This window comes from Methylorubrum podarium (genome assembly GCF_040270385.1).
Taxonomy (GTDB): domain Bacteria; phylum Pseudomonadota; class Alphaproteobacteria; order Rhizobiales; family Beijerinckiaceae; genus Methylobacterium; species Methylobacterium podarium.
Genome location: NZ_JBELQE010000022.1, coordinates 41,915 through 60,228 on the forward strand (window position 1 = coordinate 41,915; position 18,314 = coordinate 60,228).

General features: G+C 70.3%; 21 protein-coding genes. 7 read left to right on the plus strand and 14 right to left on the minus strand.

Going from position 1 to position 18,314, the window contains the following annotated elements; translation table 11 throughout:
* Positions 1-79: 79 nt before the first annotated feature.
* The 4 genes from prmC to ABS772_RS03035 form a co-directional block, all read right to left on the minus strand.
* Positions 80-970 (minus strand): peptide chain release factor N(5)-glutamine methyltransferase, encoded by an 891-nt coding sequence (gene prmC, locus ABS772_RS03020; RefSeq protein WP_350392145.1) that lies wholly within the window; start codon positions 968-970, stop codon positions 80-82.
* Between the two features lie 109 nt (positions 971-1,079).
* Complete coding sequence (gene prfA / locus ABS772_RS03025; protein WP_350392069.1) at positions 1,080-2,165, minus strand: peptide chain release factor 1; 1,086 nt, start codon at positions 2,163-2,165, stop codon at positions 1,080-1,082.
* Between the two features lie 74 nt (positions 2,166-2,239).
* On the minus strand, positions 2,240-4,501 hold the full coding sequence (ptsP, locus tag ABS772_RS03030; RefSeq protein ID WP_238257011.1) for a phosphoenolpyruvate--protein phosphotransferase: 2,262 nt from the start codon (positions 4,499-4,501) through the stop codon (positions 2,240-2,242).
* A gap of 71 nt (positions 4,502-4,572) precedes the next feature.
* Positions 4,573-5,808 (minus strand): aspartate kinase, encoded by a 1,236-nt coding sequence (locus ABS772_RS03035; RefSeq protein WP_350392071.1) that lies wholly within the window; start codon positions 5,806-5,808, stop codon positions 4,573-4,575.
* 174 nt (positions 5,809-5,982) lie between these two features.
* Between ABS772_RS03035 and ubiG the strand changes: the two genes are divergently transcribed.
* From ubiG to ABS772_RS03050, 3 genes are all read left to right on the plus strand, one after another.
* A complete protein-coding gene (ubiG, locus tag ABS772_RS03040) occupies positions 5,983-6,729 on the plus strand; it encodes a bifunctional 2-polyprenyl-6-hydroxyphenol methylase/3-demethylubiquinol 3-O-methyltransferase UbiG (RefSeq protein WP_350392073.1) in 747 nt (248 codons plus the stop codon).
* Positions 6,730-6,787: 58 nt separating this feature from the next.
* A complete protein-coding gene (locus ABS772_RS03045; RefSeq protein WP_350392075.1) occupies positions 6,788-7,360 on the plus strand; it encodes a YbhB/YbcL family Raf kinase inhibitor-like protein in 573 nt (190 codons plus the stop codon).
* A 207-nt stretch (positions 7,361-7,567) separates the two neighbouring features.
* Positions 7,568-8,548, plus strand: coding sequence for an NADPH:quinone oxidoreductase family protein (locus ABS772_RS03050; protein WP_350392077.1), 981 nt, complete (start codon positions 7,568-7,570; stop codon positions 8,546-8,548).
* Between the two features lie 86 nt (positions 8,549-8,634).
* On the opposite strand, the gene ruvC is transcribed toward ABS772_RS03050, so the two are convergent.
* Positions 8,635-9,204, minus strand: coding sequence for a crossover junction endodeoxyribonuclease RuvC (gene ruvC, locus ABS772_RS03055; protein WP_238256077.1), 570 nt, complete (start codon positions 9,202-9,204; stop codon positions 8,635-8,637).
* Between the two features lie 241 nt (positions 9,205-9,445).
* Positions 9,446-10,075, minus strand: a complete 630-nt coding sequence (locus tag ABS772_RS03060) for a YceI family protein (protein ID WP_350392079.1) — start codon at positions 10,073-10,075, stop codon at positions 9,446-9,448.
* Positions 10,076-10,162: 87 nt separating this feature from the next.
* Between ABS772_RS03060 and ruvA the strand changes: the two genes are divergently transcribed.
* The gene (ruvA, locus tag ABS772_RS03065; protein WP_238256079.1) at positions 10,163-10,789 is read left to right on the plus strand and encodes a Holliday junction branch migration protein RuvA; all 627 of its coding nucleotides are present in this window, start codon (positions 10,163-10,165) and stop codon (positions 10,787-10,789) included.
* Positions 10,790-10,856: 67 nt separating this feature from the next.
* Here the strand turns inward: ruvA and ABS772_RS03070 are convergent, their stop codons facing one another.
* Complete coding sequence (locus ABS772_RS03070; protein WP_283206873.1) at positions 10,857-11,153, minus strand: DUF3572 domain-containing protein; 297 nt, start codon at positions 11,151-11,153, stop codon at positions 10,857-10,859.
* Between the two features lie 78 nt (positions 11,154-11,231).
* Between ABS772_RS03070 and ABS772_RS03075 the strand changes: the two genes are divergently transcribed.
* Complete coding sequence (locus ABS772_RS03075; RefSeq protein ID WP_003599942.1) at positions 11,232-11,612, plus strand: response regulator; 381 nt, start codon at positions 11,232-11,234, stop codon at positions 11,610-11,612.
* Positions 11,613-11,667: 55 nt separating this feature from the next.
* On the plus strand, positions 11,668-13,041 hold the full coding sequence (locus ABS772_RS03080) for a PleD family two-component system response regulator (RefSeq protein WP_350392082.1): 1,374 nt from the start codon (positions 11,668-11,670) through the stop codon (positions 13,039-13,041).
* On the opposite strand, the gene ABS772_RS03085 is transcribed toward ABS772_RS03080, so the two are convergent.
* A complete protein-coding gene (locus ABS772_RS03085; RefSeq protein ID WP_350392084.1) occupies positions 13,042-13,530 on the minus strand; it encodes an Rrf2 family transcriptional regulator in 489 nt (162 codons plus the stop codon). It abuts the gene before it with no gap.
* Between the two features lie 95 nt (positions 13,531-13,625).
* Between ABS772_RS03085 and hmpA the strand changes: the two genes are divergently transcribed.
* Positions 13,626-14,870 (plus strand): NO-inducible flavohemoprotein, encoded by a 1,245-nt coding sequence (gene hmpA, locus ABS772_RS03090; RefSeq protein ID WP_350392086.1) that lies wholly within the window; start codon positions 13,626-13,628, stop codon positions 14,868-14,870.
* 31 nt (positions 14,871-14,901) lie between these two features.
* Here hmpA and ABS772_RS03095 read toward each other — a convergent pair whose 3' ends face one another.
* The 6 genes from ABS772_RS03095 to ABS772_RS03120 form a co-directional block, all read right to left on the minus strand.
* Entirely contained in the window at positions 14,902-15,066 is a 165-nt protein-coding gene (locus tag ABS772_RS03095; protein ID WP_350392088.1) for a hypothetical protein, read from the minus strand.
* A 56-nt stretch (positions 15,067-15,122) separates the two neighbouring features.
* A complete protein-coding gene (locus ABS772_RS03100) occupies positions 15,123-15,452 on the minus strand; it encodes a hypothetical protein (protein WP_350392089.1) in 330 nt (109 codons plus the stop codon).
* Positions 15,442-15,801 carry a hypothetical protein gene (locus ABS772_RS03105; RefSeq protein WP_350392091.1) on the minus strand — a complete coding sequence of 120 codons (360 nt, stop codon included), beginning with the start codon at positions 15,799-15,801 and terminating at the stop codon, positions 15,442-15,444. The genes ABS772_RS03100 and ABS772_RS03105 overlap by 11 nt, the downstream gene beginning before the upstream one ends.
* Positions 15,802-15,890: 89 nt before the next feature.
* Positions 15,891-16,868: a cysteine synthase A gene (cysK, locus tag ABS772_RS03110; RefSeq protein WP_238254594.1), complete on the minus strand. Its 978-nt coding sequence runs from the start codon at positions 16,866-16,868 to the stop codon at positions 15,891-15,893.
* 351 nt (positions 16,869-17,219) lie between these two features.
* A complete protein-coding gene (locus ABS772_RS03115; RefSeq protein ID WP_350392094.1) occupies positions 17,220-17,396 on the minus strand; it encodes a hypothetical protein in 177 nt (58 codons plus the stop codon).
* Between the two features lie 189 nt (positions 17,397-17,585).
* Positions 17,586-18,083 carry an META domain-containing protein gene (locus ABS772_RS03120; protein WP_238254592.1) on the minus strand — a complete coding sequence of 166 codons (498 nt, stop codon included), beginning with the start codon at positions 18,081-18,083 and terminating at the stop codon, positions 17,586-17,588.
* Between the last annotated feature and the right edge of the window lie 231 nt (positions 18,084-18,314).

Here is an 18,314-nt window from a genome sequence, read left to right on the forward strand (position 1 = left end):
AGGGCGGCTTATGCCGGATTTCTGCGGGTGTCGCGGCCTTCGCGCCACGCACCGTCCCCGAATCCGCCCCTTCGATCCGTCACCTGCCCGCCAAGGATGGCCGAACCGTGACGACCCGCTCGTTGCCGGCGAGATCCCGGCCGACGCTCGCATCCGAAAATCCCATTTCCCGCGCGAGGTGCGTCAGCGCACCTCCCTGGTCGTAGCCGATCTCCAGGACGAGGGCGCCGCCCGCGGAGAGCAGGCCGGGCCGCCGCGCGATCGCGAGGAGAATCGCCCGGTAGGCGTCGAGACCGTCGGCGCCGCCGTCGAGGGCGGCGAGCGGATCGTGCAGGCGCACCTCCGGTTCGAGGGTCGCGATGACGGGGGCGGCGATGTAGGGCGGGTTCGAGACGATCAGGTCGAACGGTCCCGCCAGCGCATCGAGCCAGGAGCCGCGCAGAAACGCCGCTCGGCCCCCGACGCCGTTCTCCGCCGCGTTCCGGCGGGCGACCGCCAGCGCGCCCTCCGCCCGGTCGAGACCGATGCCGAGGGCGTTCGGGCGCTCGTGCAGCAGCGCCACGAGGATGCAGCCGGTGCCGGTGCCGAGGTCGATCAGGCGCAACGGCCGGTTCCGGTCGGGAAACAGGCGGAGTGCGGCCTCGACCACGCTCTCGGTGTCGGGCCGCGGCACCAGCGTCTCCGGCCCGAGGGCGAAGGGCAGCCCCCAGAACTCCCAGGCGCCGACGATCCGCGCGACGGGCTCGCCCGCGAGCCGCCGCGCCGCCGCCCGCTCCAGCGCCTCGGCCCCGGCCTCGCCGATGGCCTCGCGCCCGCGCAGGGTCAGGTCGAGGGGGGTGAGCGCGAGGGCGTGCAGGGCGAGGAAGCGGGCATCCGAGCGGGCGTCCGGCAGTTGGGCCGCTTCGAAGACCCGGACAAGATGGCGCAGGGCGACTTCGCGGGGGAGGGTCGGCGCGAAATCGGGAGTCATGCCGGACCAAGCACGACGCATCCGCATCCCGTCCCTCTCCCCCACGGATCTCGGGCTTGCCCCAGATCCGCGGGGGAGAGGGATCGTACCGGTCGCAGCCGTCTCAGCCTCACGCCATCCCCTCGGCCGCCAGCAGCTCGGCCTGATGCTCGGTCACCAGCGCGTCGATCACCTCGTCGAGCGCCGGCCCGGCCATGACCTCCTCCAGCTTGTAGAGGGTCAGGTTGATGCGGTGGTCGGTGACGCGCCCCTGCGGGAAATTGTAGGTGCGGATGCGTTCCGAGCGGTCGCCGGAGCCGACCTGCGCCTTGCGGTCGGCCGCCCGCGCCGAATCCTTGGCGGTGCGCTCGGCGTCGAACAGTTTCGCCCGCAGGAGGGCCATGGCGCGGGCGCGGTTCTTGTGCTGCGAGCGCTCCTCCTGGACGAACACCACCACGCCGGTCGGAAGGTGGGTGATGCGGATCGCCGATTCTGTCTTGTTGACGTGCTGGCCGCCCGCGCCCTGCGCCCGCATGGTGTCGATCTTCAGGTCGGCCTCGTTGACGACGACGTCGACCTCCTCCGCCTCCGGCAGTACGGCGACGGTGGCGGCGGAGGTGTGGATGCGCCCCTGCGTCTCGGTATCGGGCACGCGCTGGACGCGGTGGGCCCCGCTCTCGAACTTGAGCCGCGAGAATACGGAGCGGCCCTTCACCTCGGCGACGACCTCGCGATAGCCGCCGACGGTGCCCTCGCTCTCCGAGATCACCTCGACGCGCCAGCCCTTCGACTCGGCGTATTTCGCGTACATGCGAAAGAGGTCGCCCGCGAACAGGGCTGCCTCGTCGCCGCCGGTGCCGGCGCGGATTTCGAGGATCGCGCTCTTCTCGTCGGCCGCGTCCTTGGGCAGCAGCATCAGCTGCAGGGCGCGGTGGGCCTCCTCCAGCGCAGCTTCCGCCTCGGGCTTCTCTTCCGCCGCCAGCGCGCGCATCTCGGGATCCCCGCCGGGCTCGTCGATCAGCGCCCGGATGCCGGCGAGGTTCGCCTCCGCCGCGCGATAGTGGCGGATCGCGGCGACGACGCCGTCGAGCTCCGACAATTCGCGGGAGAGCTGCACGATGCTCTCGGCATCGGCCGAGCCGTCGGCGAGCTGCGCCGTGACGAACTCGTGCCGCGCCAGGATGGCGTCGAGGCGATCGGGAGGAATGGGGGTCATCGCCCTGAATATACTCGCGACGGAACTGATAGTTGAGGAAAGAGTGCGAAGATCCGGACCGGCCGGACGGCGCGTCAGATGGGCACGCCGTTGGCCTTCGCGTAAGCCGCCAGCGCGGGCCGGACCGAGGCGCCGTCGGTCACCCTGGCCAGCTCGGTCTCGATCAGCTGCGCGACCTCGCCGGCATGGGCGGAGAGGACCATCGCCTTGACCGGGCCGATGGCGGCCGGAGACATCGAGAACTCGCGAAACCCGAGGCCGATCAGCGCCAGCGCCTCCAGCGGCCGCCCGCCGATCTCGCCGCAGACCGTGGCGGGGCAGCCCTGCGCGGCGGCGCGCTCGGCGATCAGGCGGAAGGCGCGCATCGCCGCCCCGCAGAGGGGATCGAAGCGGTTGGCCACGCGCCGGTTCTCGCGATCGACCGCGAACAGGAACTGCATCAGGTCGTTGGAGCCGACCGACAGGAAGTCCGCCTCGCGGGCGATCTCGTCGATCTGGAACAGGAGCGAGGGCACCTCGACCATCGCGCCGAGGCGGCAATCGCTCGGCAGAACGTAGCCGTGGCGACGCAGATGCGCCTTCTCGCGCTCGACGATGGCGCGGGCGCGGACGAATTCCTCGACGGTGGCGACCATCGGGAACATGATCTTGATCGGCCGCCCGGCCGCCGCCTTGAGGAGCGCGCGCAGCTGCACCCGCAGCAGCGCCGGCCGGTCGAGGCCGATGCGGATCGCCCGCCAGCCCAGCGCCGGGTTCTCCTCCTCCAGGGCCGGCATGTAGGGGAGGATCTTGTCGCCGCCGATATCGAGGGTGCGGATCGTGACCGGCAGGTCGCCGGTCGCCGCGTAGACCGCCTCGTAGAGCGTCTGCTGCTCGGCCGCCGAGGGCATCCGCTCGGCGATCATGAATTGCAGCTCGGTGCGGAACAGGCCGACGCCTTCCGCCCCGGTCTCGTTCAGATGGGTGAGATCGACCAGCAGGCCGGCATTGAGGTGCAGGCCGATCTTCACGCCGTCCTTCGTGACGGCGGGCACCTCGCGTAGCGCCCGGTACTGCTCCTGACGCCGGGCGCGCAGGCGCACCATCTCGGCGTAGGAGGCCTCGACCTCGGGGGTCGGCCGGATCTGGACCTCGCCGGAGAGACCGTCGACGATGATCGCGTCGCCCGAGTCGCACAGACCCGTCGCATTGGCGATCTCGCCGACCGCCGGGATGCCGAGGGCGCGGGCGACGATGGCGATGTGGCTCGTCGGCCCGCCCTCCTCCAGCACCACGCCGCGCAGCCGCGCCCGGTCGTAGTCGAGGAGCGCCGCCGGCCCCATGGAGCGCGCCACCAGGATCGCGTTCTCCGGCAGGCCGTCGCCCCCGCGTCCTTCCTGGCCGACGAGGCGGCGCAGCAGGCGGTTGGCGAGGTCGTCGAGATCGTGCAGGCGGTCGCGGAGATACGGATCGCTCTGGCGCAGCATCCGGGCGCGGTTGTCGGACTGCACCCGCTCGACCGCGGCCTCCGCCGTCAGGCCCGACTGGACCGCCTCGCGCATCCGCCGCAGCCAGCCCTTGTCGTGGGCGAACATCCGGACCGTCTCGAGGATCTCGCGGGATTCGCCCGAGCCGATCCCGTCGCCGCGCTCGACCAGCTCGTCGATCGCCGAGCGCACGTCCTCGATCGCCTCTTCTAGGCGCTCGACCTCGCGCTCGACGTTCTCGGCGATCAGCGTCTTCACGACGATGCGCGGCTCGTGCAGCACCACGTGGCCGAGGCCGATCCCGTCGGCCAGCGCCACGCCGCGCTGGCTCACCGGGCGCCGCGCCGCGGTGCCGGCGCCGGGCGACAGTGCCTGGAGCTCGCCCGAGGCGATCAGCTCGGCCAGCACCATGGCGGTGGTCTGGAGCGCCTCGATCTCCTCCTCGGAATAGACCCGGTAGGTCTTGTTCTGGACCACCAGCACGCCGAGCGTATTTCCGGCGCGCAGCAGCGGCACGCCGAGGAAGGCGTGGTAGATCTCCTCGCCCGTCTCCGGGCGATACGAGAACGAGGGGTGCGACTGCGCGTCGGAGAGCGCCAGCGGCTCGGCGGTCTTGGCGATCAGGCCGACGAGGCCCTCGTCGGCGCGCATGCGGGTGATGTGGACCGCGTCGCGGTTCAGACCTTCGGTTGCAAACAGTTCGAGGGTGTTGTCATCGCGCACCACGTAGACCGAGCACACCTCGGCGATCACGTTCGCCGCGATGAGGACGACGATCCGGTCGAGGCGCTGCTGCGGACTGACCGGCTCCGCCATGGCTTCGCGGAGCCGGCGCAGCAGCAGGCGCGGGCCTCCGGGCGCAGCGGGCATCGTGTCGTCAATCCGGGTCGGCCGGCGCAACCCTGGCTTGTGAGCCGAAGGGCCGGCGCCGACGGGAACGGTCAGGCCTGGTCGAGGCCGTATAGCGAGTGGAGCGTGCGAACGGCAAGCTCCGTGTAGGCGGCGTCGATCAACACCGAGAACTTGATCTCGGAGGTCGTGATCGCGCGAATGTTGATACCCTTCTGCGCCAGCGCCCGGAAGGCTTTGGCTGCAACGCCCGCATGCGAGCGCATGCCGACGCCGATCGCCGAGACCTTGACCACGTCGGTGGCACCCTCGATCTGGCCGAACTGGATCGTGTCGCGCTGCGCGTCGAGGATGGCGCGGGAGCGCTCGTACTCGGCCGCCGGCACGGTGAAGGTCATGTCGGTGGTCGATTGATCACCCGACACGGTCTGGATGATCATGTCGACGTTGATGTTGGCATCCGCCAGCGGGCCGAAGATCGCCGCGGCGATGCCGGGGCTGTCCTTCACGGCGCGCAGGGTGATCTGCGCCTCGTCCTTCGAGAAGGCGATGCCGGTGATGATCTGCTGTTCCACGATTTGGTCCTCGTCGCAGATGAGGGTGCCCGGCCGCGCGGCATCGGGGGGATCGAAGGAGGAACGCACCGTGGTCGGCACCCGGTGCACCATGGCGAGCTCGACGGAGCGCACCTGCAGCACCTTGGCGCCGAGGGACGCCATCTCCAGCATCTCCTCGAAGGTCACGCGCTCCATGCGCTTGGCCTTGGGCACCACGCGGGGATCGGTGGTGTAGACCCCGTCCACGTCGGTGTAGATGTCGCAGCGCTCCGCGCCGATGGCGGCGGCGATGGCCACCGCCGAGGTGTCCGAGCCGCCCCGCCCCAGGGTCGCGATCCGTCCGGTGCCGGCGTTCACGCCCTGGAAGCCGGAGATCACCGCGACTTCGCCGCGGGCGAACCCCTCGTCGAGGTTCTTCGGGTCGATGCCCTCGATCCGGGCCGACCCGTGCGCGTCGGATGTGTGGATCGGGATCTGCCAGCCCTGCCAGGAGCGGGCCTTGATGCCGTCCTTGTTGAGGGCGATGGCGAGGAGCCCCGAGGTGACCTGCTCGCCCGAGGCGACGACCGTGTCGTACTCCGCCGCGCCGTAGAGCGGGTCGGCATCCTTGACCCAGCCGACGAGCTCGTTGGTCTTGCCCGACATCGCCGAGACCACGACCGCGACCTCGTAGCCGGCCGCGACCTCGCGGGCGACGTGGCGCGCCACGTTGCGGATGCGGTCGACGTTGGCGACGGAGGTGCCGCCGAATTTCATCACCAAACGGGGCATGTCGCGTCCGGTCTGCTCGTCTCTCACCACGGGGCCGGCCGCGCGGGCCACGCCGCCGGCCAGCAACCGGCACGGAAAACAACACGGCGCGGCTGTACCGGGGATGCGCCCGGCGGGTACAAGGGCCCCCCGGCCGTGTCAATCGGACGGACCGCAGGTTCAAACGATGCGAAAGTGAGCCGGATGACGGGTGCCTCGATCGACCGGGACGAAGTGGCGCGCTTCGACGCCCTGGCGGCGCGCTGGTGGGACGAGCGCGGGCCGATGGCGGTTCTGCACAAGTTCAATCCCGTCCGGGTCGGCTACATCCGCGACGAAGCCTGCCGCATCTTCGACCGCGACCCAACCGCGCCCTTCCCCCTCGACGGCTTGCGCGTGATCGATATCGGCTGCGGCGGCGGCGTGCTGTCGGAGCCGCTCGCCCGCCTCGGTGCGACGGTGACCGGGCTCGATCCGGCACCGGGCAACGTCGCGGCGGCCCGCGCCCACGCGGAGGCCGAGGGGCTGGCCATCGACTACCGCGACGAGACCATCGAGGCGGTGGCCGCGCGCGGCGAGCGCTACGACATCGTGCTCGCCATGGAGGTCGTCGAGCACGTCGCCGACCGCGCCGGGTTCCTGCGCGCCTGCTGCACGACGGTGAAGCCGGGCGGGCTCCTGTTCGCCGCCACCATCAACCGGACGATGCGCTCCTTCGCGCTGGCCATCGTCGGCGCCGAGTACATCCTGCGCTGGCTGCCGCGGGGGACCCACGACTGGGAAAAGTTCGTGACGCCGGGAGAATTGTCCGCCGACATCGCGGCGGGCGGCCTCACCGTCACCGACACGACCGGGGTGGTCTACAATCCGCTCACTGATTCCTGGCGGGCGAGCCGCGACACGGGGGTGAACTACATGGTCGCGGCGCACCGCCCCGCCTGAAACGAAGCCGGGCGGCCTTCGTTGAGGAATCTCCACCAGGAACGGAGAGACTCAACCGATGCTCGAGAAGCTGCCGCACGCCGTCGGTGAGGCCCTGGCCGGCCTGCGGGCCGGCGCGGAGAACGCCGCGTTCCACACGGTCGCGGCGGACGCCCCCGCAACGATCCGCGTGACGAGCGAGGCCTTCGCCGACACCGCGCCGATTCCGGCCCGCCACACGGCCGACGGCGAAGGCGTGTCGCCGCCGCTCGCCCTCGCTGGCGTGCCGGAGCATGCGGCGGCACTGGTCCTGTTCGTGGAGGACCCGGACGCGCCCTCTCCTCATCCCCTCGTCCACCTCATCGCCTGGAATCTGCGCCCGGAAGACCAGCGCCTTCCGGAAGGGGCGTTCGCGGGCCCGGCGGGCGAGGGTGCGCGGCACGACCTCGGCCGCAACTCGTTCCTGAAGGACGGCTGGCTGCCGCCGGACCCGCCGACGGGGCACGGACCGCACCACTACCTGTTCCAGGCCTTCGCCCTCGCCCGCCCGGCGGAGCTGCCCGCCTCGCCGGGTCGAAGCGCGCTCCTCGACGCGCTTCGAGGCAACGTGATCGCCAAGGGCCTGCTGACCGGGACCTACGAGCGGGCGTGAGCGTGCCTCACGAAACTCGGGGTCACCGACCGCCTCCCGTCCGACCGCGACGGCGCAACGGGCGTTTCGTGAGAGACGCCGAGCATCTTGCGCTCACCGCGCGCGAGCGGGCATGAGCGCGGGCATCGGCGCCGTCGATCGCGGCGTTGTCTCCCGCGGGCGGGGGAGCCGACGGCGGATTGGACGGCGGGACGGAGGCGGCGCGGAATGAAGGCCCTGATGTGCAGCCGGCTCGGCGGGCCGGAGGATCTCAGCATCGAGGATCTGCCCGATCCGGTGCCGGGCCCCGGCGAGGCGCTGGTGCGGGTGCGGTTCGCGGCGCTGAACTTCTTCGACACCCTCATCATCGCCGGCCGCTATCAGGTGAAGCCCGAACTGCCGTTCTCCCCCGGCGGCGAAGCCTGCGGCGTGATCGAGGCCCTGGGTCCCGGCGCGGAGGGATTGTCCGTCGGCGACCGGGTGATGGTGCATCTCAGCCACGGCACCGCCCGCGAGCGGATCGCGGTGCCGGTCAAGCGCCTCGCGCGGGTGCCGGAGGCCGTCTCCGACGAGGTCGCCGCCGGGCTCTCGATCACCTACGGCACCACGCTCCACGCCCTGTGCGACCGCGCCGCCATCCGGCCGGGCGAGACGCTGGTCGTCCTCGGCGCCTCGGGGGGCGTCGGGCTCGCCGCGGTGGAACTCGGCAAGCTGCTGGGCGCGCGGGTCATCGCCTGCGCCTCCTCGCCCGAGAAGCTCGAAACCGCCCGCGCCCACGGCGCCGACGACCTGATCGACTACAAGGCGGACAACCTGCGCGAGGCGCTGCGGCGCCTCACCGGCGAGCGGGGCGTCGACGTGGTCTACGACGCGGTCGGCGGGGAGCTCGCCGAACCGGCGATGCGCGCGCTGGGCTGGAAGGGCCGCTTCCTCGTGATCGGCTTCGCCGCGGGCGAGATCCCGAAATTCCCCCTCAACGTCATCATGCTCAAGGGCATCGACGTGCAGGGCGTCCACTGGGGCGCCTTCGTCGAGCGCGAGCCGGAGGCGCACGCGGCGAACCAGGCCCGGCTGCTCGCCTGGGCGGCGGAGGGCCGGCTCACCGTGAAGGTGCACGGCACCTATCCGCTCGAAGCCTACGCCGACGCGCTCGGCGTGCTCGTGCGCCGCGAGGCCGTCGGCAAGGTCCTGCTCGACCTGAGAGGCTAGTGCATCGTCCCGAAAGGCGGCCACCGGCTTTCGGACAAAGACGATGCAACATCAAGGATCGAGCGCACCAGCCGATCGGATCGGGTCTATCGGTCGAGGCGCGCCAGCGCGGCGGCGATCCGCGCCGCGCCCGGGCCGTTGCCGGCGGCCACGGCGTGGCGGCGGTCGAGGGCGATGGCGCCGCGGTGGCTCGCATGGGTGATGGCGATGGCGAGCGCGTCGGCCGCGTCGGCGAGCTTGAACTCCGCTTTCGGCAGCAGGAACTTCACCATCGCCTGGATCTGGGTCTTCTCCGCGTGGCCGTTGCCGGCCACCGTCTTCTTCACGAGGTTGGCGGCGTATTCCGCCACCGGCAGCCCGGCGAGGGCGGGCACCAGCAGCGCCACGGCGCGGGCATGGCCGAGCTTGAGCGTGGCCTGCGCGTCCTTGTTGACGAAGGTCTCCTCCACCGAGACCTCGTCGGGCGCGTAGGTCGTGATGATGCGGGTGAGGCCCTCGTGCAGCTCGCGCAGGCGCAGAGCCAGCGGCAGGTCGCCGTCGGAGGTGACGACGCCGCAGGCGAGATAGGACAGCTTGGTGCCCCGCGCCGTGATCAGACCCCAGCCGGTGCGGCGCAGGCCGGGATCGATGCCGAGAATGCGGACGTCCGTGGTCATGGCCTCGGCCTCCTTCAGAGCATCGATCCGCTACGGCACGTAGCGTGAACAAAGCCTTGCCGCAAACCCGCGGCCCGTCTCATCAGGGCGATCGCTTGGCAGCGATCACCCTGGTTCTACGCCGGCCTCAGTCGCCGGCGCCCGCCTCCGCGGGCTCAGGCTTCCGCTCCGCGCGGCGCTCTTCGCGCCGCGAAGCCGCTCGAGCGGCTTCGAGCGATGGCCCCGCCCGTCTCGCCGACGCCTATTGCAGCTTGAACTCGCCCTCCAGCCGGAGCGCCACCTCGTCGCCGAGGAGCGGCAGGAAGGCGTTCACGCCGAACTCGGAGCGCTTGATCACCGTCCAGCCGTCGAAGCCCACGGAGTAGATCTTGTCGACAGGGTTGACGCCCGCCTGGTTGAAGGTGGCGTCGAACGAGACCGGCTTCGACACGCCGCGCAGGGTCAGCGTCCCGTTGACGCGGGCGGTGGTCGGACCCGTCGGCTCGATCGACTGGCTCACGAAGGTCGCCTCGGGAAACTTCTCCACGTCGAGGAAGTCCGGCGTCTTGAGATGCGCGTTGAGCCGGTCGTTCAGCCCGTTGGCGCTGCCGGTGCCGATCTTGACGGACAGCGTGCTCTTGCCCGGCTCGGCGGGATCGAGGACGAGGTCGCCCGAGACCTCCGTGAACTGGCCGTAATAGGTCGAGAAACCGAGATGGCTGATCGACCACGTGATCTTGCCGTGGGCGGGATCGAGCCGATAGCGCCCGGCCTTCACCTGTTTCGGGTCCTTGGTCAGGGCCGGGGCGGCCTCCTGGGCCTGGGGCGCGCCGGGCATGGCGAGGGCGAAACCCGCCAGCAGGAGGGCGGCGAGGGCGAGCGTGCGCTTCATGCGGTGACCTTGTCGGTTGTGCCGCCAAGACGGATATGGCCTTAGGCCAAGCGCGGCAACGGACCCTTCGAGGATCGACGGTTTCATATGATCGGCAAGCTCAAGGGGATCGTCGATTCCTACGGCGAGGATTTCGTGATCCTCGACGTGAACGGCGTCGGCTACGTCGTCCACTGCTCCGCCCGCACCCTGCAGCGCCTGCCGAAGCCCGGCGAGGCCACGGATCTCGCCATCGAGACGCATGTGCGCGAGGACATGATCCGTCTCTACGGATTCCGCTCCGATGCCGAGCGGGAGTGGTTCCGCCTGCTCCAGACGGTGCAGGGGGTCGGCACCCGCGTGGCGCTCGGTGTTCTTTCAGTGCTGGAGCCGGCCGACCTCGCGACCGCCATCGCCACCGGCGACAAGGGCGCCGTCGCCCGCGCCCCCGGCGTTGGGCCGCGGCTCGCCGCCCGCCTCGTCGCGGAACTGAAGGACAAGGCGCCCGCCTTCGCCCCCGTCGATCCGGCGCTGATCGCTCTCACCGGCGCCGTCGAGGACAGGACGGCGCCGCAGCCGGTCGCGGACGCGATCTCGGCGCTGGTCAATCTCGGTTATCCCCAGGTTCAGGCCTCGGCCGCCATCGCCACCGCCCTGAAGGGCTTGGGCGAGGAGGCCGACACCGTGGAGGCCAAGACCCTGATCCGGCTCGGGCTGCGGGAGCTCGCGCGGTAGGGCATCCTCCCGAAAGGTGACTGGCCTTCCGAGAAAGACGATGCTCAAGGTCGTCGCACGGCCCTGCTCAGGCGCCCTCGTCGAAGGGCGGCGGCTGCAGGCGCTGCCAGGCGGAGGCGATCCGCTCCGGCTTCACCTGAAGCGCCTCGGCGCAGGCGAGCAGCGACGATTCGTCGCCCATCACATGGTCGAGAACGGCGCCGAGAAAGCCGGGATCGTGCAGGCTCTCGCGCAGCGTTCCGGGCTCCAGGCCGCTCGCGGCGACGAACCGGAACAACCGGTCCTCGTCGGCGGCGAGCCACCCCAGCACTTCGATGGCGAGACGTTCGCTCCCGCCATCACTATGATCAAGTTTGCGTTTCATCAACGAGTGGCAGTTTAAGAGAGTACGAGGGGCCGGGCCACGGGGTGGAACGCCATCGCGACCGCGCCGGAGCAGGTCATGAAGAAAACCGTTCTCATCGTTGAAGACAACGAGCTGAACATGAAGCTCTTCAACGATCTGCTGGAGGCGCACGGCTACGCGACCCTCAAGACCGCCAACGGTATCGAGGCGATTGAACTCGCGCGCGCCCACCACCCAGACTTGATTCTGATGGACATCCAGCTTCCCGAAGTGTCGGGCCTGGAAGTGACCAAATGGCTCAAGGACGACGACGACCTCCGTAACATTCCCGTGATCGCCATCACCGCCTTTGCAATGAAAGGCGACGAGGAACGCATTCGTGAAGGCGGCTGCGAGGCATATTTGTCCAAGCCGATCTCGGTTGCCAAGTTTTTGGCAACGGTCCGCAGGTACATTGGCGATGACGGCGCTCCCTGAGATCTCCTCGGACTGAACGCCGTCGCGGTCGTCAAGGCCGCGCATCGGAGGAACGATGTCCGCTCGCGTCCTGATCGTGGATGATCTCTACCCCAACGTACGGCTGCTCGAGACAAAACTGTCGCTCGAATATTTCGACGTTGTCGTGGCGATGAACGGGCCCGATGCCCTGACGATCTGCGAGAACGGAGCGTGCGACATCGTGCTCCTCGACGTGATGATGCCGGGCATGGACGGGTTCGAGGTCTGCCGCCGCCTCAAGTCCAATCCCGCCACCGCCCACCTGCCGGTGGTGATCGTGACCGCCCTCGACCAGCCCGCCGACCGTCTGCGGGGCCTGGATGCCGGGGCCGACGACTTCCTGACCAAACCCATCGACGACACCGCGCTGATGACGCGGGTGCGCAGCCTCGTGCGGCTGAAGGCAGTGACGGACGAGCTGCGCTCCCGCGCCCTCGCGACGCGCGAGATCGGCGGCCCCGATCCCCTGGTTCTCGCCGCCGCCGACACCGGCGAGGGCGCGCGCATCCTCCTCGTGGAGGATCGTCCGAGCGCCATCGACCGCATCGGCACCGCCCTGTCCCAGCACCATCACGTCACCGTCGAGACCGATCCCCACCGTGCCCTGGTGCGGGCGCCCGAGGAAGGGTTCGACCTCGCCCTGGTGAGCCTGGACCTCGAAGGGTTCGACGGCCTGCGCTTGTGCAGCCAGCTCCGCTCGCTGGAGCGGACCCGCAACATGGCGCTGATCATGATCGGCGAGATGCACGAGAAGGCCCGCATCACCCGCGGTCTCGATTTCGGCGTCAACGACTACCTGCTGCGCCCGGTCGACCGCAACGAGCTGATCGCACGGGTGCGCACCCAGGTGCGGCGGCGCCGCTTCTCGGAGACCCTGCGCGGGGCGCTCCAGGCCTCGATGGAACTCGCGATCACCGACGACCTGACCGGCCTGCACAACCGGCGCTACCTCGACCGGCATCTCGGTCCGGTCTTCGGCGAGGCGGCGCTGCACCAGAAGGGCCTCGCCTGCCTGCTCCTCGACATCGACCGATTCAAGCTGATCAACGACACCTACGGCCACGAGGCCGGCGACGAGGTGCTGCGCGCCTTCGCCGAGCGCATCCGCCAGTACGTGCGGCCGATGGATATCCTCGCCCGCTACGGCGGCGAGGAGATCGTGATGGTGGTGCCCGGCGCCGAACTGCCCGACGCCCGCGCCATCGCCGAGCGCATCCGCGAGCGGATCGAGGCGACGCCCTTCGCCATCGACGGCGGCACCCGCGACATCGGCGTGACCGTCTCGGTCGGAGTCTCCGTGCGGCGCCCGACCGATTCCGGCCCGGCCGACCTGCTCAAGCGCGCCGACACCGCCCTCTACCGCGCCAAGTCCTTCGGCCGGAACCGGGTCGAGGCGGCGGCGGCGTAATCACGTCAGTCCGTCCGGCTCGGGAACCGGGGTCTCGGCTGCGACCGCCGCCGGCGGGAACAGGCCGAGCAGCCGCGCGACCTCGTCGCCCTCCGCCCCGCCGAGAAGGTCGGCCAGGGTGTAGTGGTCCAGCACCGCCAGGAACGCCGCCAGCGCCTCCCCCAGCGCCCGCCGCAGGCGACAGGGCGCGGTGATCGCGCAGGACGCGCCGGAGAAGCACTCGACCAGCGCGAGATCGTCCTCCGTCGCCCGGACCACGGCGCCGACCACGATCTCGGCGGGCGGCTTGGCGAGGCGCAGGCCCCCGCCCCGTCCCCGGATCGTCCGGATCAGCCCGAGCCGACCGAGCTGGTGCACCACCTTCGTGAGATGGCTCTCCGAAATTCCGTAGGCCCGCGCGATCTCGGCGATCGAGCTCTGCTGCGGCTCGCGCAGGCCGACATAGATGAGGGTGCGCAGGGCGTAGTCCGTGTAGCGGGTCAGGCGCATGACGGGTCCGAACGGGCTTTAAGGTACATTTCGATTGCATCTTTTAAAGCGGCACAGCAAAAAGGTGCACGTCGCATGAATCTTTGGATGTGCCCATGCCCACGCCGCTCTCGCCCGAGACCATCGCCGTCGTCAAAGCCACCGTTCCGGCCCTCGAGAGCCACGGGCTCACCATTACCCGGCGCATGTACGAGCGCCTGTTCGAGAACGCCGAGATCCGCGACCTCTTCAACCAGTCGCATCACGGCGAGACCGGCTCGCAGCCGAAGGCGCTGGCCCTCGCCGTTCTGGCCTATGCCCGCAACATCGACAATCTCGGCGCGCTGACGGGCGCCGTGGAGCGCATCGCCCAGAAGCACGTCGCGCTCAACATCCTGCCGGAACACTATCCTCACGTCGCCGACGCCCTGCTCGCGGCGATCCGGGACGTGCTGGGCGAGGCGGCGACGCCCGCGATCCTCGCGGCCTGGGGCGAGGCGTACTGGTTCCTGGCGGAGCTCCTGATCGGCCGGGAGGCGACGATCTACCGGGATCTGGCAGCGCGCGTCGGCGGCTGGAACGGCTGGCGCGACTTCGTGGTCGAGAGCGTCACCCCGGAGAGCGAGACGATCCGCTCCTTCGTGCTGGTCCCCGCCGACGGCGGTCCGGTGATGCGGCACGAGCCGGGGCAGTATCTCGGTTTCCTCATCGACCTGCCGGGCCGGGGCGTGCTGAAGCGGAACTACTCGATCTCCTGCGCTCCCAACGCGCGCGCCTACCGCATCACCGTGAAGCGCGAGGCGGCAGCCGACCATCCGGCGGGTCTGGTCTCGAACTGGCTGCACGCCGAGGCGCGGGCCGGAACCGTGCTGAAGGTCGCCGCGCCCGCGGGCGATTTCTTCCTCGATCGGGCGAGCGCCGAGCCGGTGGTCCTGGTCAGCGGCGGCGTCGGCCTGACCCCGATGGTCAGCATGCTGGAGAGCCTCGCGGCGGAGGCGCCCGAGCGCCCGGCATGGTTCGTCCACGGCGCCCTGAACGGGCGGGTCCACGCCATGCGCGACCACGTGCGCGGTCTCGTCGCGAGCGGCCAATCGCTGTCGGCCCGCACCTTCTACGCGGCGCCGGAGCCGCAGGACCGGCCTGGCGAGCACTACGACGAGGCGGGGCTGATCACGGCGGACTGGCTCGTCGCGAACACGCCGTCCGAGCGCGCGACCTACTATCTGTGCGGACCGAAACCCTTCCTGGCCGCCCTGGCGAACGGCCTCGCCCGCGCCGGAATCCCGGCGGAGCGGGTCCGGTTCGAGTTCTTCGGCCCGGCCGACACGCTCCTCGAAGAGTCGTCGAAGCAGGCGGCCTGAAGCGAACGACGGGGCCGCGCCGGGGGTGGGATCAGCCCGCCCCCGGATCGGTCTCGTCGCCCTGCGGCGGCACGCCCGGCTTGCCGTCGGTCTTCTCGTTGGGGTCCTTGACCGCGTCGGGGGCGCTGTTGGCGGGCTTGTCCTCGTCCCGGCGCTCCCGATCCTTCGCGCGGTCGTCGCCGTCCTGCCTGTCCATTATCTCGCTCCCTCAGGATTTCGGAACCGGGCCGGGGCCGCTCAGAATCTGTTGGCTCAGGATCTTTTGGCCCTCTCCGGCTCGCCCGCGACGGGTTCGCCCTCGCGCGGACCGGCCGCCGCCTTGCGGTCGGAATGGCCGCCGGACGAGCCGCCGAGCGCCGGCGGGGCACGCCCCGCCGCGTCGCCTCGCTGACCGCCCTCGCCCCACTCGCCGCGCCGCTCGGCATCCGAGCGCCCGCCCGTCCCCTGGCCGGTGATCGCCGCCTGTTCAGGGGTCTGATGCCCGCCGCCCGCCGGATGCGGGCCGGGCGAGCCGACGGCCTCGTCGGGCTTGCGGGTGCCGGTGTTGCTCAGGTCCTCGTCGGGCCGGTTCTCATTCCCCATCACGCCCTCCGTGGCGCGGGGCCTCCTCCTGGCCGACGGCGGCGGTGGCGCGCTCGATCGCCTCCTGCGCCGTCGCGTCGGGCTCGGAGCGCGAGGACGGATCGGAGATCCGGCGCAGGTTGTCCGGGGGCGTTTCGGCCTCGGTCTGGTCCGTCGCATCCTGCCGCTCCGTGCCGGATGCGATGCGCGCGGTCTCGGCCGTCCCATCCGGATTACCCTTCAGGTCCGCCTGCGTCCGCGAGGGCACGCCCACGTCGAGCGGGGAATCGCTGCCGACATCCTGGCCATTGCGGTCCGCGTAGGCGTCGAACGCCTTGAGCGACGGCCGGTCGGGGGAAGTCTCCGTCATCATCATCCTCCAGATCTGACCGGGACAACCGTCCGGGACCGGAGGAGTTGCGGTGCGGGTCCGTCGCGGACCCGCACCGCCCTTGCGATTTAGCCGATGCCCTCGAACAGCACCGAGGAGATGTAGCGCTCGGCGAACGAGCAGGCGACGGTGACGATGCGCTTGCCCTGGAATTCGGGACGGCCCGCCAGTTCCAGCGCCGCCGCGACGTTGCCGCCGGTCGAGATGCCGCCGGGAATGCCCTCGAACTTGGCGAGATCCCGCGCGGTGTCGATCGCCTGCTGGTTCGACACCTTGAGGACGCCATCGAGGATGTCGGTGTGCAGGTTGTCGGGGATGAAGCCCGCGCCGATGCCCTGGATCTTGTGCGGGCCGGGCTGGCCGCCGGAGATCACCGGGCTGTCCACCGGCTCCACCGCGAACACCTTGAGGTGGGGCAGACGGGGCTTCAGCACCTCGCCGACGCCGGTCACCGTGCCGCCGGTGCCGACACCCGCCACGAAGGCGTCGAGCTGACCCTGCGTGTCGTTCCAGATTTCCTCCGCGGTGGTCTTGCGGTGGATCTCGGGGTTGGCCGGGTTCGAGAATTGCTGCGGCATCACCGCGCCGTCGATCTCGCGCAGCAGCTCCTCGGCGCGGGCGATCGCGCCCTTCATGCCCTGCGGGCCGGGGGTCAGTTCGAGCTGCGCGCCGAGGAAGGCGAGCATCTTGCGCCGCTCCAGCGACATCGTCTCCGGCATGACCAGGATCAGACGGTAGCCGCGGGCGGCGGCGACGAAGGCCAGCGCGATGCCGGTGTTGCCCGAGGTCGGCTCGACCAGCGTGCCGCCGGGCTTGAGCCGGCCGGAGGCTTCGAGCGCGTCGATCATGTTGACGCCGATGCGGTCCTTCACGCTCGAGATCGGGTTGAAGAACTCGAGCTTGAGCAGGATCTCGGCATCGACGCCCCGCTCCTTGGTGAGCCGGTTGAGGCGCACGAGCGGCGTGTTGCCGATGGTCTCGGTGATCGAGCCGTAGACGCGGCCATGTCCGGGCTTCCGGGCTTCCGGGGTCGAGGTGTCTGTCATCGTCTGTCCGCTCCCTGAGCGCTCCCGGGCCGAAACGGCGGCCGGCGCGGGAGCACGCGCCAACACGAAAGGCTTTCACATCGGCCCGGAGGACCGTGGCCGGGATCGAAGAAAGCCGATGCGAAACCAGAAACTTAGCGCTCCCGCCGAAACGGGGGGCGCTGGCGGCGACGCGTAGCCGATTTCGCAAGCTCCGTCGAGCTTCTCAGCCCGCGGATACCGGCCTTTACACGGAGAGCGCGCGGTTGAGCTTGCGCGGAGAATTTTATTTTATTTTTTCGCGCCCGGACGACAGTATTGTCATCCGCGATGCGCCGGATGGACGACGCCGTAACCATCGGTCACTGCGGCTCAGACCGCGAACAAGCGGGCCGCGAGAATCAGGATCGTGATGCCGGTGCAGGTCGCGAGGGCGGCCACGGTCGCGGCCCCTTCATGGTAGGCGCGGAGGAAGTCGTAGCGCGTCGCGGCGGAGGCCGCCGGCCGCACCCTCGGGACGACGCGCTGGTGAACCCGGCCGATCCGCATTCCGTCTCTCCGCCTGATCGGCCGCGCGGGGCGCGACCGAGGCGTGCGAGGAAACGGCTGGTAAGCCTGACGGAGGGTGAATCCCGACCTCCGTCCGCGAATCGTCGTCAACGGGGTCTTAACGGGAGGCGCGCCGTGCGGCTGCACCGGCTCATGCGCGAGGCCGGTGCGCCGTCCCGGAACGCCGCGTCACAGGGCGCGGTCGAAGCGCAGCTCGCCGTTCTGGCTGCGGATCACGAGCTGCGAGCCGTCGAGATCCCACTTGCCCGCCGTGCGCAGGGCGATGAGGAAGGCCTGCTCGGAGGCCGCCAGCGCCTTGTCGCAGGTCTTTTTGGTGAGCGCCAAGGGACCGACCGCGAGGTGCTGCTCTCGCAGGGGGAAGGCGGTGGCGGTGAAGGTGTTGCAGCCGCCGTAGCCGCGGGCGCGATACTGCGTGTCGATGATGAAGCTCGGACGGTCCGCGCCGGTGAACGGCTTGCCGTTCATGCTGACGGCGGTCCACATCGAGCCGAGGGGAAAGATCTTCTCCTGCGGCTTCGCGCCGGGGACGTATTGCGGCTTCTTCTCCGGCTGCTTGCCCGCGCCGAAGCCGGACGGATTGCCGCCCATTCCCATCTGCGCCGTGGCCGGCGCGGCCGCGAACGCGGCAGCCGCGCAGACCAGCGCGGCGGTCAGCATCCTGTTCATCGTTCAGCCCCCTTTCTGCTCGGCTGCCTCACCCCGAAGCCCCGCTCGACCGCATCGTCGGCCGGACGGTGAGCGGACACGGCTCTCGACTCGTCGCCCATGGCGGCGCGCCGGCTCCGAATCGTTCGGGCCGCGCACCCGGTCCAGGCATCGCATTCTGGGCGCTAGGGGGAATCGACACAGATTCAAGCACAATTATGGTCAGGACCCATCCGGGATCCGGTTCGACGG

What these genes read in the sequence shown, in the direction of transcription:
- ABS772_RS03050 (WP_350392077.1), top strand. Translation starts at nt 7,568, where the DNA reads ATGAAGGCCCTGATGTGCAGCCGGCTCGGCGGGCCGGAGGATCTCAGC.
- ABS772_RS03070 (WP_283206873.1), bottom strand. Translation starts at nt 11,153, where the DNA reads ATGAAACGCAAACTTGATCATAGTGATGGCGGGAGCGAACGTCTCGCC.
- ABS772_RS03075 (WP_003599942.1), top strand. Translation starts at nt 11,232, where the DNA reads ATGAAGAAAACCGTTCTCATCGTTGAAGACAACGAGCTGAACATGAAG.
- cysK (WP_238254594.1), bottom strand. Translation starts at nt 16,868, where the DNA reads ATGACAGACACCTCGACCCCGGAAGCCCGGAAGCCCGGACATGGCCGC.
- prmC (WP_350392145.1), bottom strand. Translation starts at nt 970, where the DNA reads ATGACTCCCGATTTCGCGCCGACCCTCCCCCGCGAAGTCGCCCTGCGC.
- ruvC (WP_238256077.1), bottom strand. Translation starts at nt 9,204, where the DNA reads ATGACCACGGACGTCCGCATTCTCGGCATCGATCCCGGCCTGCGCCGC.
- ABS772_RS03085 (WP_350392084.1), bottom strand. Translation starts at nt 13,530, where the DNA reads ATGCGCCTGACCCGCTACACGGACTACGCCCTGCGCACCCTCATCTAT.
- hmpA (WP_350392086.1), top strand. Translation starts at nt 13,626, where the DNA reads ATGCCCACGCCGCTCTCGCCCGAGACCATCGCCGTCGTCAAAGCCACC.
- ABS772_RS03100 (WP_350392089.1), bottom strand. Translation starts at nt 15,452, where the DNA reads ATGGGGAATGAGAACCGGCCCGACGAGGACCTGAGCAACACCGGCACC.
- ABS772_RS03060 (WP_350392079.1), bottom strand. Translation starts at nt 10,075, where the DNA reads ATGAAGCGCACGCTCGCCCTCGCCGCCCTCCTGCTGGCGGGTTTCGCC.
- ABS772_RS03115 (WP_350392094.1), bottom strand. Translation starts at nt 17,396, where the DNA reads ATGCGGATCGGCCGGGTTCACCAGCGCGTCGTCCCGAGGGTGCGGCCG.
- ABS772_RS03045 (WP_350392075.1), top strand. Translation starts at nt 6,788, where the DNA reads ATGCTCGAGAAGCTGCCGCACGCCGTCGGTGAGGCCCTGGCCGGCCTG.
- ABS772_RS03080 (WP_350392082.1), top strand. Translation starts at nt 11,668, where the DNA reads ATGTCCGCTCGCGTCCTGATCGTGGATGATCTCTACCCCAACGTACGG.
- ABS772_RS03035 (WP_350392071.1), bottom strand. Translation starts at nt 5,808, where the DNA reads ATGCCCCGTTTGGTGATGAAATTCGGCGGCACCTCCGTCGCCAACGTC.
- ABS772_RS03095 (WP_350392088.1), bottom strand. Translation starts at nt 15,066, where the DNA reads ATGGACAGGCAGGACGGCGACGACCGCGCGAAGGATCGGGAGCGCCGG.
- ruvA (WP_238256079.1), top strand. Translation starts at nt 10,163, where the DNA reads ATGATCGGCAAGCTCAAGGGGATCGTCGATTCCTACGGCGAGGATTTC.
- ABS772_RS03105 (WP_350392091.1), bottom strand. Translation starts at nt 15,801, where the DNA reads ATGACGGAGACTTCCCCCGACCGGCCGTCGCTCAAGGCGTTCGACGCC.
- ABS772_RS03120 (WP_238254592.1), bottom strand. Translation starts at nt 18,083, where the DNA reads ATGAACAGGATGCTGACCGCCGCGCTGGTCTGCGCGGCTGCCGCGTTC.
- ptsP (WP_238257011.1), bottom strand. Translation starts at nt 4,501, where the DNA reads ATGCCCGCTGCGCCCGGAGGCCCGCGCCTGCTGCTGCGCCGGCTCCGC.
- prfA (WP_350392069.1), bottom strand. Translation starts at nt 2,165, where the DNA reads ATGACCCCCATTCCTCCCGATCGCCTCGACGCCATCCTGGCGCGGCAC.